Origin of the sequence: Achromobacter sp. Marseille-Q0513, assembly GCF_018195695.1 — a bacterium.
GTDB lineage: Bacteria > Pseudomonadota > Gammaproteobacteria > Burkholderiales > Burkholderiaceae_B > Achromobacter.
Genome location: NZ_JAGTJY010000002.1, coordinates 87,738 through 108,663, shown reverse-complemented (window position 1 = coordinate 108,663; position 20,926 = coordinate 87,738). Strand labels below are relative to the sequence as shown.

Annotated in this window: 17 protein-coding genes; 5 read left to right on the top strand and 12 right to left on the bottom strand. The window is 68.7% G+C overall.

Annotation, left to right across the window (positions count from 1 at the left end; all coding sequences use genetic code 11):
• Positions 1-84 precede the first annotated feature (84 nt).
• Positions 85-771 (bottom strand): N-acetylmuramate alpha-1-phosphate uridylyltransferase MurU, encoded by a 687-nt coding sequence (gene murU / locus KDH83_RS01160; protein ID WP_212312262.1) that lies wholly within the window; start codon positions 769-771, stop codon positions 85-87.
• Positions 771-1,811: a phosphotransferase gene (locus tag KDH83_RS01155; RefSeq protein ID WP_249204740.1), complete on the bottom strand. Its 1,041-nt coding sequence runs from the start codon at positions 1,809-1,811 to the stop codon at positions 771-773. The genes murU and KDH83_RS01155 overlap by 1 nt, the downstream gene beginning before the upstream one ends.
• Before the next feature lie 168 nt (positions 1,812-1,979).
• Between KDH83_RS01155 and KDH83_RS01150 the strand changes: the two genes are divergently transcribed.
• The 3 genes from KDH83_RS01150 to rsmA are packed head-to-tail and all read left to right on the top strand — an operon-like array spanning position 1,980 to position 6,722.
• Positions 1,980-4,352 carry an LPS-assembly protein LptD gene (locus KDH83_RS01150; protein ID WP_212312259.1) on the top strand — a complete coding sequence of 791 codons (2,373 nt, stop codon included), beginning with the start codon at positions 1,980-1,982 and terminating at the stop codon, positions 4,350-4,352.
• Positions 4,349-5,923: a peptidylprolyl isomerase gene (locus tag KDH83_RS01145; RefSeq protein WP_212312258.1), complete on the top strand. Its 1,575-nt coding sequence runs from the start codon at positions 4,349-4,351 to the stop codon at positions 5,921-5,923. Before KDH83_RS01150 ends, KDH83_RS01145 begins: the two co-directional genes overlap by 4 nt.
• A 7-nt stretch (positions 5,924-5,930) precedes the next feature.
• Entirely contained in the window at positions 5,931-6,722 is a 792-nt protein-coding gene (rsmA, locus tag KDH83_RS01140; protein WP_212312257.1) for a 16S rRNA (adenine(1518)-N(6)/adenine(1519)-N(6))-dimethyltransferase RsmA, read from the top strand.
• Between the two features lie 73 nt (positions 6,723-6,795).
• On the opposite strand, the gene KDH83_RS01135 is transcribed toward rsmA, so the two are convergent.
• On the bottom strand, positions 6,796-7,938 hold the full coding sequence (locus tag KDH83_RS01135) for a glycerate kinase (RefSeq protein ID WP_212312256.1): 1,143 nt from the start codon (positions 7,936-7,938) through the stop codon (positions 6,796-6,798).
• A 104-nt stretch (positions 7,939-8,042) separates the two neighbouring features.
• Between KDH83_RS01135 and pyk the strand changes: the two genes are divergently transcribed.
• Positions 8,043-9,485 (top strand): pyruvate kinase, encoded by a 1,443-nt coding sequence (gene pyk / locus KDH83_RS01130; RefSeq protein WP_212312255.1) that lies wholly within the window; start codon positions 8,043-8,045, stop codon positions 9,483-9,485.
• Between the two features lie 106 nt (positions 9,486-9,591).
• Here pyk and KDH83_RS01125 read toward each other — a convergent pair whose 3' ends face one another.
• A complete protein-coding gene (locus KDH83_RS01125) occupies positions 9,592-10,821 on the bottom strand; it encodes a spore maturation protein (protein WP_212312253.1) in 1,230 nt (409 codons plus the stop codon).
• A gap of 203 nt (positions 10,822-11,024) precedes the next feature.
• On the opposite strand from KDH83_RS01125, the gene KDH83_RS01120 reads away from it, so the two are divergent.
• The gene (locus KDH83_RS01120; RefSeq protein ID WP_212312251.1) at positions 11,025-13,268 is read left to right on the top strand and encodes an acyl-CoA dehydrogenase; all 2,244 of its coding nucleotides are present in this window, start codon (positions 11,025-11,027) and stop codon (positions 13,266-13,268) included.
• A 21-nt stretch (positions 13,269-13,289) separates the two neighbouring features.
• Here the strand turns inward: KDH83_RS01120 and def are convergent, their stop codons facing one another.
• From def to glyQ, 8 genes are read right to left on the bottom strand one after another with little or no spacing between them, the layout of a single operon-like run.
• Positions 13,290-13,823, bottom strand: coding sequence for a peptide deformylase (gene def, locus KDH83_RS01115; RefSeq protein ID WP_212312249.1), 534 nt, complete (start codon positions 13,821-13,823; stop codon positions 13,290-13,292).
• Between the two features lie 5 nt (positions 13,824-13,828).
• Positions 13,829-14,224, bottom strand: coding sequence for a lactoylglutathione lyase (gloA, locus tag KDH83_RS01110; RefSeq protein ID WP_103272548.1), 396 nt, complete (start codon positions 14,222-14,224; stop codon positions 13,829-13,831).
• A gap of 11 nt (positions 14,225-14,235) precedes the next feature.
• Complete coding sequence (locus KDH83_RS01105; protein WP_212312247.1) at positions 14,236-15,378, bottom strand: 2-aminoethylphosphonate--pyruvate transaminase; 1,143 nt, start codon at positions 15,376-15,378, stop codon at positions 14,236-14,238.
• A gap of 20 nt (positions 15,379-15,398) precedes the next feature.
• Positions 15,399-16,382: a SprT family zinc-dependent metalloprotease gene (locus KDH83_RS01100; protein ID WP_212312245.1), complete on the bottom strand. Its 984-nt coding sequence runs from the start codon at positions 16,380-16,382 to the stop codon at positions 15,399-15,401.
• The gene (locus KDH83_RS01095; protein WP_212312244.1) at positions 16,375-17,097 is read right to left on the bottom strand and encodes a lysophospholipid acyltransferase family protein; all 723 of its coding nucleotides are present in this window, start codon (positions 17,095-17,097) and stop codon (positions 16,375-16,377) included. Before KDH83_RS01095 ends, KDH83_RS01100 begins: the two co-directional genes overlap by 8 nt.
• A gap of 4 nt (positions 17,098-17,101) precedes the next feature.
• Complete coding sequence (gene gmhB / locus KDH83_RS01090) at positions 17,102-17,647, bottom strand: D-glycero-beta-D-manno-heptose 1,7-bisphosphate 7-phosphatase (protein WP_212312243.1); 546 nt, start codon at positions 17,645-17,647, stop codon at positions 17,102-17,104.
• A complete protein-coding gene (gene glyS / locus KDH83_RS01085) occupies positions 17,644-19,782 on the bottom strand; it encodes a glycine--tRNA ligase subunit beta (protein WP_212312242.1) in 2,139 nt (712 codons plus the stop codon). The genes gmhB and glyS overlap by 4 nt, the downstream gene beginning before the upstream one ends.
• Positions 19,783-20,694, bottom strand: a complete 912-nt coding sequence (gene glyQ / locus KDH83_RS01080; RefSeq protein WP_212312241.1) for a glycine--tRNA ligase subunit alpha — start codon at positions 20,692-20,694, stop codon at positions 19,783-19,785.
• Between the last annotated feature and the right edge of the window lie 232 nt (positions 20,695-20,926).

Sequence of the window (20,926 nt, the reverse complement as noted above, 5' to 3'; positions counted from 1 at the left end):
GTCAGAGGATACCCCGCCAGCGAGGGTGGTTGGGCGCGCGGACAAGCCTGGTTGCGCACCTTGATATTGTGAAATATGTGGACATCAGCAGGGCTTGCCGCCGAGTTCGGCGTCCAGTTCGGCCAGCCGTTCCGGCGTGCCGACGTCGGTCCACCTGCCCGTGTGGCGCGCGCCGCGCACCGCGTTGCGCGCCATGGCCTGGCGCAGCAGGGGCGCCATCCGGGCTGCCGTGCCGCGGGCCAGGCCGGCGAACAAGCCAGGATGGTAGACGCCGATGCCGGAGAAGGTCAAACGCGAGCCGTCGCCATCATGGACCCGTCCGTCCGGCTCCAGCACGAAATCGCCGCCGGGGTGGTGCTGGGGATTGTCCACCAGCAGCAGCCAGGCGCTGTCCGGCTGCAGGTCGGCGGCCAGGGCGTGGGCGGCGTCCGGCTGCCAGTCGCACCAGACGTCGCCGTTGACCACCAGGAAGGGCGCGTCGCCCAGCAGCGGCAGCGCCTGGGCGATGCCGCCGGCGGTTTCCAGCGCAGTCTGTTCGGGCGAATAGCGTATGCGCACGCCGTAGTTCGATCCGTCGCCCAGGGCCTGTTCGATTTCGTGGCCCAGCCAGGCGTGGTTGATGACGATGTCCCGGATGCCGGCGGCGGCCAGGCGCCGCAGGTGCCAGACGATCAGGGGCTGGCCGCCGGCCGGCAGCAGGGGCTTGGGCAGCCGGTCGGTCAGCGGGCGCATGCGCTCGCCGCGGCCGGCGGCCAGGATCATGGCCCGCATCAGAAGGTATACCCGACTTTGGCTTCGCGGCCGTCCAGCGTGTCCAGCAGGCGCAGCAGGGGGGTGAACACGCCGTAGCGCTGCGCCACCTGCCGGACATAGCCGTTCACGCGGGGCATGTGATCCAGGTAGTGCTTCTTGCCGTCGCGGTGGTTCAGGCGCGCGAACACGCCCAGGATGCGCAGGTTGCGCTGCAGGCCCATCCATTCATAGGCGCGGTGGAATTCGGCGAAGTCGGCATCCACCGGCAGGCCGGCGGCGCGCGCCATTTCCCAGTAGCGGATCGCCCAGTCCAGCTGCTGGGGCTCTTCCCACGTGGTGCGGGCGTCGGTCACCAGCGAGGCCAGGTCATAGGTGATGGGGCCCGCCAGCGCGTCCTGGAAATCGATGATGCCGGGATTGGGGCCATATTGGGGCTGGTCGCAGACCATGAGATTGGGCGAGTGGTAGTCGCGATGGACCAGGACCGTGGGCTGTCCCCCGTTGCTGGCGGACAGCAGGGCGAAGATCTTGTCCAGCGCGCTGCTCATCTTGTCGTCCAGCGTCACGCCGTGATGCCGGCTCACGTACCATTCCGGAAAGAGTTTGAGCTCCTCCGCCAGCCGGGCCGTGTCGTAGGGCGCCAGGCCGGTGACCGGCGCCTGCTGCATCTTGACCAGGGCGGCCAGGGCTTCGCGGTACAGCGTCTGCAGCTCGCGGTCGCCGATGCCGGCGCGGATGCGCTCGACGTAGTTCTGCTGGCCCAGGTCGGACAGCAGCAGCAGCCCCTGGCCGAGGTCCTGCTCCAGCACGGCAGGCACGTTCAGGCCAACGCCGCGCAGCAGCCCGCCCACATGCAGGAACGGGCGGCAGTCTTCGTGCTCGGGCGGGGCATCCATGACGATCAGCGTCCGGTCGCCCGCGTCCAGCCTGAAATAACGGCGGAAGCTGGCGTCGGCGGAAGCCGGGCGCAGGGTGTCCACGGCCAGGTTCAGGGAGGCGGGCAGGCCGGTCAGCCAGTTGCGGATCTGCGTCAGGCGGGGGTCTAGAGGGGTTTTCAAGAAAGATCCGTGTGGGAAGGACGATATTGCGGAATTTTGCGTCCGGCGCACATAAGTCTGGGCGCATGGCGCGGCTTCTCTATAATACCGGGTCATTTCCGTTGGCTTTGGCTCCCTGCGAGCGCCAGTGCCGGCTTCTTCCATCGTCGATAAGGGCTTTTTTCACTCGTGCGCAAGGTTCGGTGGTTGATCCTATCTGCTGTCAGCGTTGCCGGGGCCGCTCAGGCCCAGGGCAGCCAAGGGACGGCCGCGTCAGAAACGCCCGCCGCTTCGGCGCCCGTGCTGCGCACGTCCCCCGGCCTGCGGCTGCACAGCCTGCCGGACGGCAATATTCCCGCATATCTCGAAGCCGATTCAATCGACGGCGATCCAGATTCCGACCTGACCCTGACCGGCAATGCGCAGGTGCGCCGCATCGACGGCGTCATCAAGGGCGACCGCATCAACTATCGCAAGGACAGTGGCGAGGTCGACGTCGAGGGCAGCGCGCGCATGATGCGCGACGGCACCCTGGTGACGGGTCCGCGGGCCAAGTTCAACGTCGACAAGTACACGGGCGAGATCGAGAAGCCGAATTTCTGGATGGGCGCCACCGGCGGCTTCGCCGTCGCCGAACACGCGGACATCTTCAGCAAGTCGCAGATGCGGCTGCACACCGTGACCTACAGCGGCTGCAACTGCGAGAAGCCGTCGTGGTACATCAAGGCCACCACGGTCGACGTCGACTTCGACGAGAACGAAGGCGTGGCGCGCAACGGCGTGCTGTATTTCAAGGACGTGCCGATCCTGGCCTCGCCCTACATGACCTTCCCGGTCAAGAAGGAACGCAAGTCGGGCTTCCTGATGCCCACGTATGGCACGACCAGCCAGAGCGGTCTGGATATTTCGCTGCCGTACTACTTCAACCTGGCGCCGAACTATGACATGACGCTGGTGCCGCGCTATTTCTCGAAGCGCGGGATGCAGCTGGGCGGCGAGTTCCGGTATATGGGCTCTGGTTACGGCGGCGCGATGATCGGTACCTATCTTCCCAGCGATCAATTGAGGGACCGCGATCGTTGGATGTTCCGTTGGGCACATCAGCAGATCCTCGGCAACGGTTTCTACACCGACTGGGACTACGCCAAGGTCTCGGATGACAACTACTTCCGAGACATTTCCCAGCTCGGATTGAACCAGGCGTCCACGACGCTGTTGCCACAACGCGGGCGGATAGGCTGGAGCTCGAATTATTGGAGTGCCTACGCACAGGTCTACAAGTACCAGACATTGCAGGATCCAGATGCGCCGCTTGCGCCGCCTTATGACAAAGTGCCCGAGTTTTATTTGCGTGGCGCCCGTTATGACTGGGGTGGCTTCGATGTGGACTGGACGTCCACCGCCGTTCGTTTCCGTAGACCTTTGCTCGGCGCTACTCGCTATGGCCCGGACGGTGACCGTCTACAATCCTATCCGACGGTTTCGTATCCGATTGTCCGGCCCGGCTGGTTCATTGTTCCCAAGGCAGGCGTGAATTTCACGCAGTACCAGACGAATTGGTATCGCACCGATTGGGCCTACATGCCTGGTTCGTCGAATTATGCGCGCAATGCTTCGCGCACCGTGCCGATATTCTCTCTGGACGCGGGCCTGGTGTTCGACCGAGAGACTACGCTGTTCGGCAAATCGTCCATTCAGACACTGGAGCCGCGGCTGTATTACCTGCGAGTGCCGTACCGCGACCAGAGTCATTTGCCGGTCTACGACACCTCGCTCGCCGATTTCAGTTTTTCCCAGGCATTCGAAGAGAACATCTACACTGGTGGCTGGGATCGGATCGCCGATGCGAATCAGCTGACCGCGGCTTTGACCACGCGTTGGCTTGATGCGGAGACGGGTTTCGAGCGCCTGTCGCTGTCTGCCGCACAGCGTATCTATTTCTCGGATCAAAGGGTCATCCTGCCTGGCGAGACGCCGCGCAAGAATGTGCGTTCGGATTTCCTGGTCGCGGCCAGCGCAGCCCTAACGGACACGCTTTCGACCGACGTGGCTGCCCAGTACAACCCCTATGACAGCAAATGGTCGCGCGCCTTGATGAGCGCTCGCTGGTCGCCGCAGCGCTTGACCACGGTTGCCCTGGCGTATCGTTATCAGCGCGATCCCTTGCCCAACGTCAATTACCAGCCTCAGGGCCAGAACCAGATCAGCCTGGCGGTTCAATGGCCACTCACCAAGCGCTGGTATGGCGTGGGCCGCGTGGACTATTCCCTGCGTTCGGGTCCCAACTCGACGATCGCCGATTACAACGACTCCCCCCGCGTCACCCAGGCCATTGCCGGCCTGGAATACAAGGGCGACTGCTGCTGGGTAGGCCGCGTGGTCTATCAGCGTTACGCGGTGTCGGCCAAGGACGCCAACTCCGCCGTGTTCTTCCAGCTTGAGCTGACCGGTCTGGGCGCCCTGGGCACCGACCCGATGAACCTGCTGAACAGAAGTATCCCCGGCTACAGCCGCATTACCCCGCCTGTGCCGAACGGGACCACATTTGAAAGGTATGAATGATGCGTAGGTTGCACTCCTTGCGCCGCCTGTCCGGCAGCGCTCTGCTGTTGGCCCTTTGCGCCGGCTTGCCGGCCGCTCATGCGGCGGAGCCCGCCGGCAAGGGCGGCGGCAAGCCCGCCGCCGCGCAAAAAAGCGCGGCGCCCGCGCAGTCCGAGCAGTTCGTCGACGGCATTGCCGCCGTGGTCGACAAGGACGTGATCACGCTGCGCGAACTGCATGATGCGTCGCTGCGCATCGCCGGCGACCTGAAGGCGCGCGGCATCCAGGTGCCTGACGGCCAGACCTTGCAGCACCAGGTGCTGCAGCGGCTCATCATGGAACGCGTGCAGCGCCACGAGGCCGATCGCATGGGCATCCGCGTGGATGACGCCCAGGTGGATCAGGCCACCCAGGCCATCGCGGCGCGCAACAAGATCGGCGTGGAGCAGCTGCGCAAGGAAATCGAAAAATCGGGCGTGTCCTGGGACAACTACCGCAAGTCCCTGCGCGACGAAATCCGCATGGACCGCCTGCGCCAGCGCGCCGTCGATTCCACCATCGTGATTTCGGACGCGGAAGTCGATGCCTTCCTGCGCGACCAGCGCCGCAACCCGGCGTTCGCCGCGCAGGCGCAGGCCGAGCCTCAGCCTCAGCCGCAGGCGCAGCCGGAACCCGCGCCCGAGCAGGCGGCGGCGCCCAGCGGGCCGATGCTGTACGCGCTCGCGCAGATCCTGGTGCGCGTGCCTGAAGGCTCGTCGCCTGAGCAGCTGACTGTGTTGCGCAAGAAGGCCGAGGGCCTGCTGGCCCGCGCCAAGCGCGGCGACGATTTCGCCAGCCTCGCGGCCGCGTCCTCCGACGGTCCCGAGGCGCTGCAGGGCGGCGTCATGGGCGTGCGTCCGCTGGACGGCTGGCCCGACCTGTTCGTCAAGGCGGTCGGCAATCTGCAGAAGGGCCAGGTCAGCGCCCTGATCCAGAGCGGCAACGGTTTCCACATCATCAAGGTGCTGGACCGCGGCACGGCGCAGCCGGCCCCGGCCCGCACCGCCCGCGCGCCCGCGCCGGCCCCGGCGCCGCAGCCCAAGCCCCAGCCGCAGCACGCGCAGCAGCCGGCATCCATGCAGGTCACGCAGACCCGCGCGCGCCACATCCTGATCAAGACGTCCACGGTCATGAGCGACCAGCTGGCGCGTCAGCGCCTGGAGCAGGTGCGCCAGCGCCTGGTGGCGGGCGATGCCAAGTTCGAGGACATGGCGCGTCAATATTCGCAGGACTCGACCGCGCCGCAGGGCGGCGAGCTGGGTTGGCTGAATCCCGGCGAAACCGTGCCGCCTTTCGAGGCTGCGATGAACGCGCTGCAGCCCGGCGAGCTCAGCCAGCCGGTGCAATCGCCGTTCGGCTGGCACCTGATCCAGGTCGAAGAGCGACGCCAGCATGACGCGACCGACGAAATGGCGCGCATGAAGGCCCGCCAGATCCTGTTCGAGCGTCGCGCCCAGCCCGCCTTCGAGGATTGGCTGGACCAGTTGCGCGCCCAGGCCTACGTGGATAACCGCCTGGAAAAGCAACAACGCATCCAACAGAACAACCGCTAGGCCGCTCATGTCTCAACACCAGGCGCGCAAGCGCTTTGGCCAGAACTTCCTGACCGACGACAGCGTCGTCGAGTCCATCGTCCGGGCGGTCGCGCCCGCCCGTGGCGATGCGGTGGTTGAAATCGGGCCCGGCCTGTCCGCGCTCACCCGGCCGCTGCTGGAGCGGCTGGATCGTCTCACCGTGGTCGAGATCGATCGCGATCTGGCCGCGCGGCTGCGCAAGCAGTTCGAGGCCGACCGCCTGACGGTGGTCGAGGCCGACGCGCTGACCGTGGATTTCGCGCAGTTCGGCCCTGGACTGCGCGTGGTCGGCAATCTGCCGTACAACATCTCCAGCCCGCTGCTGTTCCACCTCATGGCCTCGGCCGACCACATCCGCGACCAGCATTTCATGCTGCAGCGGGAAGTGATCGATCGCATGGTGGCCGAGCCCGGTTCCAGCGACTACAGCCGCCTGTCGGTGATGCTGCAATCGCGCTACCGCATGCACAAGCTGTTCGACGTGCCGCCCGAGGCCTTCGACCCGCCGCCCAAGGTGGTGTCGGCAGTCGTGCGCATGATGCCCTTGCCCGGGGATCGCTTGCGTCCCGTCAGCGCCAAGACGTTCGAGACGGTGGTGGCGCGGGCGTTTTCCCAGCGCCGCAAGATGCTGCGCCGCGTGCTGGCGGACTGGGCGCCGCAGGTGCCCTGGGAAGCGCTGGACATCGCGCCCACGGCGCGCGCCGAGGACGTGTCGGTGGACCGGTACATCCGCCTGGCCGATGCGCTGGTCGCGGCGGGCGTGCTGCAGGCCGGCTGAGCGCCAGGCCGTTTCTTCGCGGCCACTTCCCGAAGGCTCGCCTGCCGCTGGCGCGGCAGGCTGGCGCCGTGTGCTACAGCATGCGCTTCTGCGCGGCCATCCATAGCTGCATCACGTCGCGCGCGCGATCGTGCAGCAGGCGTTCGGCGTCGTTGAGCGCCTGCTGCAGCGTGATGGGGCCGGGCGCGAGGCTGAACGCCGCGCTGATGCCGCAGGCGTGCAGGGCCTCGTAGCCTTCGCCCAGCGAGCCGGCCAAAGCCACCACGGGCACGCCTGCCTGCCGGGCGATCCGGGCGACGCCGGCCGGCGTCTTGCCGCGCAGCGTCTGCGCATCCATCCGGCCTTCGCCGGTGAACACCAGCGTGGCGCCTTCCACGACTTGCGCCAGTCCGCCCAGCTCGGCCACGATCTCCACGCCGGGGCGAAAGCGTGCGTCCAGGAAGGCCTTGGCCGCGAAGCCCAGGCCGCCCGCGGCGCCCGCGCCGGGCGCATCGCGATGGTCGGCCTCCAGGCTGCGCGCGCAGATGTCGGCAAAGCGTGCCAGCGCCTGGTCCAGCTCCCGCACCTGTTCGGGCGTCGCGCCTTTCTGCGGACCGAACACGTGCGACGCGCCCTGCGGGCCGCAGAGCGGATTGTCCACGTCGCAGGCTACGTCGATGCGCACGCCGGCCAGCCTGGAGTCGAGTCCGCGGATATCGATGGCGGCGATCCGCGCCAGCGCGCCGCCGCCGGGCGGCAGGCTGTGTCCCTCGGCATCCAGCAGCCGCGCGCCTAGCGCGGTCAGCATGCCGGCGCCGGCGTCGTTGGTGGCGGAGCCGCCCAGCCCCAGGATGATATGGCGCGCTCCAGCATCGAGCGCGGCCAGGATCAGCTCGCCCACGCCGTGGCTGCTGGCGCGCATCGGGTCGCGGCGCGCGGGCGCGATCAGTTCCAGGCCGGAAGCGGCGGCCATTTCGATGACGGCCGTGCCGTCGGCCAGCATGCCCCAGGCCGCGTCGACCTTGTGGCCCAGCGCATCGTTCACGGTCTGCATGCGCGCCTCCCCCGAGGCGGCGGCGAGCACTGCCTCGACCGTGCCCTCGCCGCCATCGGCCATGGGCACGCATACGGTCTGTGCGCCAGGAAAGGCGGCTTTCACGCCGCGGGCGATGGCCTCGGCCGCGGCCGGCGCGGAAATGCTTTCCTTGAACGAGTCGGGGGCGATGACGATTTTCACGATGCGGACAGGCCTGGTCAGGATAGGTGGCGTTCATGATACCCGCGCTGTCGCATCGCGTCGTACCATAGCGTTTCCGTTGTTTCTTGCGAGATAGGATTCCCATGCCCGTACTGCGCCGCACCAAAATTGTCGCCACCCTGGGTCCGTCGACGTCGACGCCCGAGCGCATCGAGGCCCTGATCCGGGCCGGGCTGGACGTGGCTCGACTGAACTTCTCGCACGGCAGCGCCGACGATCACCGCGAACGCGCGCGCCTGGTGCGCGAGATCGCGGCGCGGCAGGGCCGCTACGTCGCGATCATGGGCGATCTGCAAGGACCGAAGATCCGCATCGCGCGCTTCACCGACAAGCTGGTGCAGCTGCAGGTGGGCCAGCCCTTCACGCTGTCGCGCGTCCATCCCAAGGAAGCGGGCACGGCCAGCATCGTCGGCATCGACTACCCGGAACTGGTGCAGGACTGCCGCGTGGGCGACGAGCTGCTGCTCGACGACGGCCGCGTGGTACTGGTGGTGGACAGCGTCGAGGGCGATGAGGTCCACACCACCGTCACGGTGGGCGGCCCGCTGTCCAACAACAAGGGCATCAACCGCCGCGGCGGCGGCCTGTCGGCGCCCAGCCTGACCGACAAGGATCGCGTCGATATCAAGCTCGCCGCCGAGATGGAACTGGACTACGTGGCGGTCTCGTTTCCGCGCTATGGCAGCGACATCGACGAGGCGCGGACCCTGCTGCACGCGGCCGGCAGCGATGCCTGGATCATCGCCAAGATCGAGCGCGCCGAGGCCGTGGCCGACGACGAAGCGCTGGACGCGCTGATCCGCGCCAGCGACGGCGTCATGGTGGCGCGCGGCGACCTGGGCGTGGAAGTGGGCGACGCCGAGCTGGTGGGCATCCAGAAGCGCATCATCCAGCACGCGCGCACGCTGAACAAGGTCGTGATCACCGCCACGCAGATGATGGAGTCCATGATCTCCAGTCCCATGCCCACGCGCGCCGAAGTCTCGGACGTGGCCAACGCCGTGCTCGACTACACCGACGCCGTGATGCTGTCGGCCGAGAGCGCCTCGGGCCAGTATCCGGTCGAGACGGTGCAGGCCATGGCGCGCGTCTGCCTGGGCGCGGAAAAGCACCCGACCTCGACCCAGTCGCACCATCGCCTGGGCGAGACCTTCACGCGCTGCGACGAGACCATCGCGCTGGCCGCCATGTATGCGGCCAACCACTTTCCCGGCGTCAAGGCCATCATCGCGCTGACCGAAAGCGGCCACACGCCGCTGATCATGTCGCGCATCCGTTCGGGCGTGCCGATCTATTGCTACAGCCCGCACAGCGTCACGCAGAACCGCGTGACGATGTTCCGCGGGGTCTACACGATTCCGTTCGCGCCGTCCGAGTACGAGCCCGCCGACCTGAGCAATGCGGCCATCGACGAACTGCGCAAGCGCAATCTGGTGCAGAGCGGCGATTGGGTCATTCTGACCAAGGGCGATTTCTACCGCGACAGCGGCGGCACCAACGGCATGAAGATCCTGCTGGTGGATTGACGCGGGTGGGGCGGGCCGCGTCAGACCGGGTCGCCTCAGGCCCGGCCGTGCAAGGCCGGGCCGGGCCTGGCTCGACAACGCCGCCGCCGGCCCGCCGGCGCGGCGCTCAACCGAAGAACCAGTAGCACACGCCGATCGCGGCCAGCACGCCGGCTGCGTCGGCCACCAGCGCGCAGGCCACGGCGTGGCGCGCGCGCAGGATGCCCACGGCGCCGAAGTACACCGCCAGCACGTAGAAGGTGGTCTCGGTGCTGCCCTGCACCACGGTGGCCAGCAGCGCGGGGAAGCTGTCCACGCCGAAGTGCGTCATGGTCTCCAGCATCAGCGCGCGCGCCGCGCTGCCGGAAAAGGGCTTGACCAGGGCGGTGGGCAGGGCATCCACGAAGCGCGCGTCCCAGCCCGCCTGCGCGGCCAGCCAGCGGATGCCGTCGAGCAGGAAGTCGAGCGCGCCCGAGGCCCGCAGCATGCCCACCGCGCACAGCATGGCCACCAGGTAGGGCAGCAGGTTCTTGGCGATGTCGAAGCCTTCCTTGGCGCCCTCGACGAAGGCCTCGTACACCGGCACCTTCTTCCAGGCGCCGGCCAGCAGGAACAGCAGCAGGATGCAGAACAGCGTCAGGTTGCCCAGCAGCGAGGACAGCGTGGCGATGGCGGCGGCCGTCATGCTGGCCAGCAGCGCCATGAAGCCGCCCAGCGCCAGCGCGGCGCCGCCCAGCCAGGCCAGCACCACCGGATCCGTCAGTTTCAGGCGCTGGCAGAACGCCACCGCCAGGAAGCCGGCCAGCGTGGAGGCGCAGGTGGCCAGCAGGATGGGCAGGAACACCAGCGTCGGATCGGCCGCGCCCTGCTGCGCGCGGAACATGAACAGCGACACCGGCAAGAGCGTCAGCGACGAGGCATTGAGCACCAGGAACAGGATCTGCGCGTTGCTGGCGGTGTCGGGCTTGGGATTGAGCGATTGCAGCTCGCGCATGGCGCGCAGGCCGATAGGCGTGGCCGCGTTGTCCAGCCCCAGGCCGTTGGCGGCGAAGTTCAGCGTGATCAGGCCGATGGCGGGATGGTTGCGCGGCACCTCGGGCATCAGGCGCGCGAATAGCGGACCCAGCAGCCGCGCCAGCCTTTCCACCAGGCCGGCTGCTTCAGCGATGCGCAGAAAGCCCAGCCATAGCGTCAGCGTGCCGAACAGCAGCACCATCACTTCCACCGACACGCGGGCCATGTCGAACAGGCTGGCGATCATGGCGCGGAAGACCTCGGCGTCGCCGATGGCGAGCCAGCGGTAGAACGCGGCCGCCGCGGCGGCGAGAAAGAAACTCAGCCAGAGTTTGTTCAGCATGTCTTGGGCCTGATGGTACGAAAAATGGGCCGCGCGGCGTCGGCCCTGCACGCCTGGGCGCAGGGCGCGGCTCGACTGGGCGCCCGGGCATTGTCGCAGAGTCGGACGGCCCACGCGTGGTCGCGCGCCCGCAATTCTGGTACTTTGACCCGATGCGCCCCTGGGCCAGCGGCCCCGGGACGACGACAGCAAAAGGGGAGCCCATGGATTTCAACGCCTGGCGCCGGCGCCGCGTTTCCGAACCTGCCTACCGTTGGGCGCGGCGCGCGCTGCCGCCCATGTCCGCGACCGAGCGCGAGGCCATCGAGGCCGGCGACACCTGGTGGGAGGCCGATCTCTTCAGCGGCAATCCAGACTGGCGCAAGTTGCTGGACGTGCCGGCCGCCACGCTGACGCCGGAAGAGCAGAAGTTCATCGACGGCCCCGTGGCGCAGCTGTGCGCCATGCTGGACGAATGGGACATCAGCTGGAACCGCCGCGACCTGCCGCCCGAGGTCTGGGCCTTCCTGAAGTCGCAGCGCTTCTTCGGCATGATCATCCCGCGCCGCTACGGCGGCCTGGGCTTCTCGCCCTACGCGCATTCCGAGGTGGTGCGCCGCATCTCCGCCTGCTCGGTCACGGCGGGCGTCACCGCGATGGTGCCCAACTCGCTCGGACCGGGCGAGCTGCTGATGCAGTTCGGCACGCCGGCGCAGCGCGACTACTGGCTGCCGCGCCTGGCTGACGGGCGCGAGATTCCCTGCTTCGGCCTGACCAGTCCCGAGGCCGGCTCGGACGCCGCGTCCATGACCGACACCGGCGTGGTCTGCCGCCAGGTGGTGGACGGGCGCGAGCTGATCGGCATCCGGCTGAACTGGCACAAGCGCTACATCACGCTGGGGCCGGTGGCCACGGTGCTGGGGCTGGCCTTCAAGCTGTCCGATCCCGACGGCATCCTGGGCGAGATGCGCGACATCGGCATCTCGGTGGCGCTGGTACCGGTCGATGCGCCGGGCGTGGAAATCGGCCGGCGCCATCTGCCCGCCATGCAGGCCTTCCAGAACGGCCCCAATCGTGGCCGCGACGTGTTCGTGCCGCTGGACGCGCTGATCGGCGGCGAGGAGCGCGCCGGCCACGGCTGGCAGATGCTGATGAGCGCGCTGGCGGCCGGACGCGGCATTTCACTGCCCTCGCTGTCGGCGGCGGCGGCCGCGCTGGGGGCTCACGCCACCGGCATGTACGCGCGCGTGCGCGAGCAGTTCGGCCTGCCGGTGGGACGCTTCGAGGGCGTGCAGGAAAAGCTGGCCAACCTGGCCGGCAACGCCTACCTGGTCGAGGCCGCGCGCCGCCTGACCTGCGCGGCGCTGAACCAGGGCGTCAAGCCGGCCGTGGTGTCCGGCATCATGAAGTATCACGCGACCGAGCGCATGCGCCAGTCGGTCAACGACGCCATGGACGTGCACGCGGGCCGGGGCGTGATCGACGGGCCGCGCAACTACCTGGGTTCGCTGTACCGCGCCGTGCCCATCGCCATCACGGTCGAGGGCGCCAACATCCTGACGCGCAACCTGATCATCTTCGGCCAGGGCGCCATCCGCGCGCATCCCTACCTGATGCCCGAGATGCTGGCGCTGGGCAATCCGGACGAAGAGCGCGGCATGGAGGTCTTCCACGACGTGTTCTGGCGTCATCTGCGGCACGCGGGCATGACGACCTTGCGCGCCATCGGGCGGGCCTGGACCGGCGGCATGCTGGCGCCCACGCCCACGGCGGGGCCGACGGCACGCCACTACCGCAGGCTGGGCCGCTACGCCGCGGGGTTCGCGCTGTTGGCCGACGCCGCGCTGGCCAGCCTGGGCGGCGCGCTCAAGCGCCGCGAGCTGATCTCCGCCCGGCTGGGCGACATCCTGTCCGAGCTGTACCTGCTGTCGGCCGTGCTCAAGCGCTGGGAAGACGAAGGCCGCAAGCACGACGACCTGCCGCTGGTGCGCTGGTGCATGGAGCAGGGCGCGGCGCGTATCGAGACGGCAATGGATCAGGTGCTGTCCAACCTGCCGGGTCGGGTGCTGGCCTGGGGGCTGCGGGCAGCCATCCTGCCCCTGCGGCTCGCCAAGGGGCCGGACGACGCCTTGACGCGCGAATGCGCCGAGCTGTTGCTCAAACCCTCGCCCACGCATGACCGCCTGGCGGCGGAACTGCAACGCGAGCCTGGGCCGGACCCGCTGGGTCAGCTGACGCGCGCGTTCGCACTGGCGGAAGCGGTGCAGCCGCTGCGCGACCGACTGCGCCAGTCAGGCCTGCGCGACTGGCGCGAAGCCCATCGGCAGGGCGCCATCACCGATGCGCAGGCGGCGCAGCTGGAGGCCGCCGAGGCATCGGCGGCCGAGGTGCTGCAGGTGGATGATTTCGCGCCGGAGGAACTGTCGCCCGGCGCGGGACGCGACAATGCGCAGCCCAGCGGCGATTGAGGCCGCCGTGTAGCGGCGTCCTCAATCGTCCTTGTTCGGGTCCATGCCGGGGAACAGGATCTCGGTGTAGCCGAACTTGCTGAAGTCCTGGATGCGGGACGGATACAAGCGCCCGATCAGGTGGTCGCATTCATGCTGCACCACGCGGGCGTGAAAGCCCTCGGCCTCGCGCTCGATCGGCTGGCCCTGCGGATCCAGGCCGGTGTAGCGGATATGGCGGTAGCGCGGCACCAGGCCGCGCAGGCCAGGCACCGACAGGCAGCCTTCCCAGCCGTCTTCCATCTCGTCGGACAGCGGCGTGATGACCGGATTGCACAGGATGGTCTGCGGCACCGCCGGCGCGTCGGGATAGCGCTCGTTGCGGTCGAAGCCGAAGATCACCAGCTGCAGGTCCACGCCAATCTGCGGCGCGGCCAGTCCCACGCCCTGGGCGGCGGCCATGGTCTCGAACATGTCCGCGACCAGCGCGCGCAGCTCGGGCGTGCCGAAATGCTCCACGGGCGCGGCCACGCGCAGCAGCCGAGGGTCGCCCATCTTCAGGATGGTGTGGATCATGGGCGTCAGTCCACTCGGCCTTTTTTCTGGATGAATTCGATCTTGTAGCCGTCGGGGTCTTCGACGAAGGCGATGACCGTCGTGCCGTGCTTCATCGGGCCGGCTTCGCGGGTGACCTTGCCGCCGCGTTCCTTGACCTTGTCACAGGCTTCGTAGGCATTGTCGACTTCCAGGGCGATGTGGCCGTAGCCGCTGCCCAGGTCGTACTTGTCGGTGTCCCAGTTGTGGGTCAGCTCGATGACGGCGCCTTCGGCCTCGTCCTGGTAGCCGACGAAGGCCAGCGTGAACTTGCCGTCCGGGTAGTCGTTGCGGCGCAGGACGCGCATGCCGAGCACGTTGGTGTAGAAGTCGATGGACTTGTCGAGGTTGCCGACTCGCAGCATGGTGTGTAGCAGGCGCATGTTGGTGTTTCCTATGCGGTCAGGGTGGAAGGGAGCACCGGCTTCTGGCCGGCGGCGGTCCCGCGGATGCCGAGTTCGGACAGCGCCTCGCCCATGGCCTGGACGGCTTGCCGCATCTGATCGGCCGAGAAGGCGCCGATGCAGCCGACACGGAACGAAGGCTGTTCGGTGTTCTTGAAATTGCTGAGCACGTAGCCGCGGCGCTTGAGCGCGTCGACGAAGGCCTGCAGGTCCCAGGCCGGCGTGTCCGGGGCCAGCACATTGACGACGATGGGGCCCTGCAGCGCCGGCGGCAGCCAGGGCGTCAGGCCGATCTCGCCCACGCCTTGGTACAGCGCGCGCATATTGGCCGTGTAGCGCGCCAGGCGGGCCTCGCGGCCTTCCTCATGATAGCGCGCCAGCGCGACGGCGAAGGCGGCCAGCGTGGGCGCGGGCGGGGTGAAGCGCGGCCCGGCATTGGGCTGCAGGCTTTGCTGATAGATGTCGGCCAGGTCCAGCGACCAGCTGCCGGCGCGGCCCTGCGCGGCTTCCAGGCTGTCGCGCCGCGCCACCACGAAGGCGGCGCCGGGCAGGCCCTCCAGGCACTTGTTGGCGGTCAGCGCCACCGCGTCCACGGCCGGCAGGTCCGACAGATCCAGCGGTAGCGCGCCGAAGGCCGAAACGGCGTCGACGATGACGCGCCGTCCCAGCGCCTGCGCGACGCGGGCGATGGCGGGAGCATCGTGGCAGATGCCGCTGCTGGTTTCGCTGTAGACCAGGGCCACGTGGCTGATCGTGGGGTCCTGTTCCAGGGCATGGGCCACGGCCTGAGGATCGATGCGGTCGCGCACGCCCACGTACAGCGGCACGGCCACGCGGCCGGCCTCGGCGGCGAGCCGCTGCAGGCGGCTGGCATAGGCGCCGGTGGACGGCACCAGCAGGCGTCCGCCCGGCGGCATCAGCGTGCGGATCGCGGCCTCGACGGCGAAGTGGCCGCAGCCGGGCAGGGCCAGCGCGGCATGTTCGTCGGGCCGCGCGCAGGCGGCGCGCAGCACGCCGGCGCAGACCTGGCGGTAGAGTTCGCGGAAATCGTTGTCCCAGGGCGCATAGTCCTGCGCCGCGGCGGCCCTCACCCGCGCGTCGGTGGTCACCGGGCCGGGAATCAGCAGCAGCATCGTCGTGTCTCCAAGGCGCCTCAGAATTGAGGCAGGGATGCCGGATCGTGGCGCCGCAGGATGTTCTTGGCGTCCTCGAAATCGGGCAGGATCTGGCCCACTTCGCGCCAGAAGTCCTGGCTGTGGTTCATTTCGCGCAGGTGGGCCAGCTCGTGCGCGATCACGTAGTCGATGATGGCCGGCGCGAAGTGGATCAGGCGCCAGTTCAGCATGATGTTGCCGTCGCTGGTGCACGAGCCCCAGCGGGTCGCGGCGGAAGACAGTCGCCAGCGGCGGATCTTCAGGCCGCTGATCTGCAGGAAATGCGCCAGGCGCGCGCCGAACCAGGCGCCGGCGCGCTGCTGCAGCCAGGCCTGGGCGGCGTCGCGGATGCGGCCCTGGTCGGCGTTGGCGGGCAGGGCCAGCCACAGCGTGTCGCCGTCCCGCGGGGCGTCGGCGTCGCCCGAGAGCGCGGCCTGGCGGCTGTCGCCGCCCACGCCGATGACGATGCGCCGGCCCAGGTAGGGCAGCTCGCCGCCGGCCTGCCAGCGCGTGTGCGCCATGGCCAGCTGCTGCTTGCGGGCGTGCCATTCGCGCAGCTTGTTCAGGATCCAGCGGGCTTTCTCGCGCACCGCGTCGTCGATCTGGCCCAGCGTGACCCAGTTGGGCGCGGTGACGCGCAGGCCGTCGTCGGTGATGACGAAGCCGATGCTGCGGCGGCGCGAGCGCAGCAGCACGAAGCCGATGGGCTGTTCGTCGGTGTTCACCTCGCGCCAGCGGGCGCCGGGCGGCAGCGGATCGGGGCTGGGCGTCGGCACGCGGGCCGAGGCATTCGGGGACAGTGTCAGCAGCGGTTCGCCCGAGTGGGCGGGGGACGGATCTGCAAGACGCGTCGGGGACGGCGCTTCAGGCGCGGGGCGCGGCCCGGGCGTCGCGCGCGGCGCGGCGTCCGCCGGCGGCGCGCCTTCCGGCGCGCCGGTTTCCCGCGAGTCGAACAGGAGTTCGAGCTGAGCGCTGCTAGACATACCTTTCAGGGTTGAGACGCCGCATTTCCCCTTCGATCCAGCCCTGGACCTTCTGGTTCAGTTCCTCGGGGGTGAGTCCCTGGGATTCTATCGCGGGTCCGATGGACAGCGTAACCAGTCCCGGACGCTTCACGAAGGCGTTGCGGCGCCAGCATTCGCCCGCGTTGTGAGCCACCGGGATGACCTTGGCGCCGGTGCGCGAGGCCAGCAGCGCGCCGCCCATCTTGAAGCGGCCGGCCTGGCCCGGCGGCACGCGCGTGCCTTCCGGGAAAAGCAGCGGCCAGCGGCCCTCGTCCATGCGCTTGCGACCCTGGGCGACGACCTGCTCGAAGGCGTCGCGGCCCTTGCTGCGGTCGATGGCGATCATGCGCAGCAGCGCCAGGCCCCAGCCGAAGAACGGCACCATGTGCAGTTCCTTCTTGTAGACGAAGCAGACTTCGCGCGGCATGTATGCGGGAAAGAACAGCGTTTCCCAGGCGGACTGGTGCTTGGACAGGATCACGGCCGGGCCCTCGGGCAGGTTTTCCCAGCCCTTCACCTGCCAGCGGATGCCGCAGATCACGCGCGCGCCCCAGATGGCCAGGCGCGGCCAGCCCACGGTGAGCTTGTAGCGCAGGTGCAGCGGCAGCGGCGCCCACAGCACGCAGGCGAAGGCGTAGGGAATGACCGTGACGATCAGGAAAATGGCGTAAAGCAGTGAACGGAGCCGGGCCATCGGGTCAGGCCTCTTTGTCTTGCAACAGCAGGTCGACCACGGCCGTCAGGTCGTCGCAGATGCGCGTGCCGGGCGGCAGGCCGCCCTTGGCCTGCGTCTTCGCGCCATTGCCGGTCAGCACCAGCCAGGGCGCGCAGCCGGCGGCCGAGGACGCCTGCAGGTCGCGCAGCGAATCGCCCACCGCCGGCACCGCGTTCAGGTCGACGTCGTAGCGCGCGCCGATCTGCTCGAACATGCCGGGCAGCGGCTTGCGGCAGACGCAGTTGTCGTCCGGCCCGTGAGGGCACAGGAAGACGGCGTCGATGCTGCCGCCGGCGGCTGCCAGCTCGCGCCGCATCTTGGCGTGGATGGCGTTGAGCGTGTCCATGTCGAACAGGCCGCGCGCCAGGCCCGACTGGTTGGTGGCGACCACCACCTTCCAGCCGGCCTGGGTCAGGCGGGCGATGGCCTGCAGGCTGCCGGGCAGGGCGATCCATTCGTCGGGACTTTTGACGAAGGCGTCGCTGTCCTGATTGATGACGCCGTCGCGGTCGAGGATGATCAGTTTCACTGTGCCAGCCTGGAAATGTCGGCCACCTGGTTCATCAGGCCATGCAGCTGGCCCAGCAGGGCCAGCCGGTTGGCGCGCACGGCCGGGTCCTCGGCCATGACCATGACGTCGGCGAAGAAGGCGTCCACCGGCTCGCGCGCCTGGGCCAGCGTGCGCAGGCTGGCGGCGAAGTCGCCGGTCGCGAACTGCGCCTCGGCCTGCGGGCGCAGCGTCGCGACCGAGGCGGCCAGCGCCTTTTCAGCGGGCTCGACCAGCGCGGCGTCGTTCACCTGGCCGATCTCGCCCTCGGCCTTCTTGAGCAGGTTGCCGATGCGCTTGTTGGCGGCGGCCAGGCTGGCGGCTTCCGGCATCTGCGCGAAGGCGGCCACGGCGCGCACGCGCTCGCCCACCTGGTGCAGCGGCGGCGTCAGCGCGATCACGGCTTCGACAGCGTTGCGGTCGGAATCGGCGATCAGCTGGTTGCGGTAGCGTTCGTAGATGAAGGCGCGCACCTCGGCCAGCGTGTCGGCGGGGATCTTGCCGGCCGGGAAGGTGCCGGCGGCCAGGTCGAGCAGGCCGTCCAGCGACAGCGGGCCGTCCTGGTTGATCTTCAGCCAGCCGCCGGCGGCCAGCTGCTCGAAGGCGCTGATCAGGCCCAGCGCGGCGCGGCGCAGGCCGAAGGGATCGCGCTCGCCGGTGGGCGCCAGGCCGATGGCCCAGATGCCGACCAGGGTTTCGGCGCGCTCGGCGATGAACAGCGTCGCGGCGGTCAGCGTGTCGGCGCTGACCGGGGCGTCGCAGCGGTTGCGGTATTGGGTGCGCAGCGCCTCGACCACGCTGGCCGGTTCGCCGTCGCCGGCCGCGTAGTACGCGCCCATGATGCCTTGCAGCTCGGGGAACTCGCCCACCATGTTCGAGCCCAGGTCGGCCTTGGCCAGCAGGGCGGCGCGGTCGGCGGCCGAGACGTCGCCGCCCAGCTGCTGCGCCACGCCCCGGGCGATGGCGCGCACGCGCTCGACGCGCTCGAGCTGGGTGCCCAGCTTGTTGTGGTAGACGATAGAGCCCAGCTGCTCGACGCGCGCGGCCAGCGGCGTCTTGCGGTCGGTGTTGAAGAAGAACTGCGCGTCGGCCAGGCGCGGACGCACCACGCGCTGGTTGCCTTCGACGATGTTCACCGGATTGGCCGTGAGCATGTTGCTCACGATCAGGAAACGGTGCGTCAGGCGGCCGCTGGCCGGGTCGAACAGCGGGAAGTACTTCTGGTTCAGGCGCATCGTCAGGATCAGGCATTCCTGCGGCACTTGCAGGAATTGCTCCTCGAACTCGCCCACGTAGACGGTGGGATGCTCGACCAGCGCGGTGACTTCGTCCAGCAGCGCGGCGACTTCCGGGTCGTCGCCCAGCGTGGCCGACAGGCGGCCGGCGTGGTCCAGCAGTTGGCGCTCGATGTCGGCGCGGCGGCCTTCGAACGAGGCCATGACGCGGCCCTTGTCGGCCAGCGTGGCGGCATAGGCGTCGGCGTCGGCTATCGCCACCGGGCCGTTGCTCATGAAGCGGTGGCCCAGCGTTTCGCGGCCGGCGGCCAGGCCCAGCGCGGTCACGGGCACCACGTCGGCGCCGTGCAGCGCGATCAGGCCGTGGGCCGGACGCACGAACTTGACGGTGGTCACGCCGTCGGCCAGTTGGTAGCGCATGACCTTGGGAATGGGCAGGCCGTCGATGGCGGCGGCGATGCCTTCCTGCAGGCCCGTGGCCAGCGCGGCGCCGGGGGCGGTGCCTCGGGCGACCAGGTAGTCCTGCTTGCCGTCGGATTCGCGTTCCAGCGTGGCCAGGTCGATGTTCTCCAGGCCCTTGGCGGCCAGCTTCTTCTGCAGCGCGGGCGTGGCCTTGCCGTCCTCGGTCAGGCCGATCTTCACCGGCATCAGCTTCTCGGCGTAGGCCTGGTCAGGGGCCTGCGCCAGCACGGCCGACAGGCGCACCGCCAGGCGGCGCGGCGTGGCATAGGCCTCTGCCGAGCAGCCTTCGGCCAGCAGGCCGTGGCGCGCCAGCGTGGCGCGCACGCCTTCGGCGTAGGCCTGGCCCAGCTTCTGCAGGGCCTTGGGGGGGAGTTCTTCGGTCAGCAGCTCGACCAGCAGGGGGCGGATGTTCGTCGTCATTTATGCAGTCTCCCCGGCGGCCTGGTCGCGGTCCAGCATGGGGAAGCCCAGCCGCTCGCGGGAGTCGTAGTAGGCCTGGGCGACAGCGCGCGACAGGTTGCGGATGCGGCCGATGTAGGCGGCGCGTTCGGTCACGCTGATCGCGCCGCGCGCGTCCAGCATGTTGAAGGTGTGCGCGGCCTTCAGCGTGGCCTCGTAGGCCGGCAGGGCCAGCGGCACGTCCATCAGGCGCTTGGCTTCGGCCTCGTAGTCGTTGAAATGCGCGAACAGCATCTGGGCCGAGGAATGCTCGAAGTTGTAGGTGGACTGCTCCACTTCATTCTGGTGGAACACGTCGCGGTACAGCACGCGGCGGCCGTTGGCGCCTTCGGTCCAGACCAGGTCGTACACGCTCTGCACGTCCTGCAGGTACATGGCCAGGCGTTCCAGGCCGTAGGTGATCTCGCCCGTGGTCGGCGTGCAATCCAGGCCGCCGACCTGTTGGAAATAGGTGAACTGGGTCACTTCCATGCCGTTCAGCCAGACTTCCCAGCCCAGGCCCCAGGCGCCCAGCGTGGGGTTTTCCCAGTCGTCCTCGACGAAGCGGATGTCGTGTTCGGTCGGGTCGATGCCCAGCGCCTTCAGCGAGCCGATATACAGGTCCAGGATTTCCGGGGGCGCGGGCTTGAGCACCACCTGGTACTGGTAATAGTGCTGCAGGCGGTTGGGGTTCTCGCCGTAGCGGCCGTCCTTGGGGCGGCGCGAGGGCTGCACATAGGCGGCGCGCCAGGGTTCCGGGCCGATGGCGCGCAGGAAGGTGGCGGTGTGCGAGGTGCCGGCGCCGACTTCCATGTCGTAGGGTTGCAGCAGGGCGCAACCCTGCTTGTCCCAGTATTCCTGGAGCGTAAGGATGATTTGCTGAAAAGTGAGCATAGGATTCTTGGAAATCGGCCGCGGGGCAGGGACTGCCCATGGCGTGGCAAACCGGGCATTTTAACGGGCCCGGGGCGGGGCCGGGCGCGTGGGCGGGAATGGGGCCGGATCAGGCGCCGCCGGGGCCGGCGCGCGCCTGGCGGACACCCCGGCCGGGCGCGCCTGCGCCGGCAAACCAATGGTCGTATGATTCCGGGTTGTACCCAAGTCTTATATAAAACTGGAACTCGAT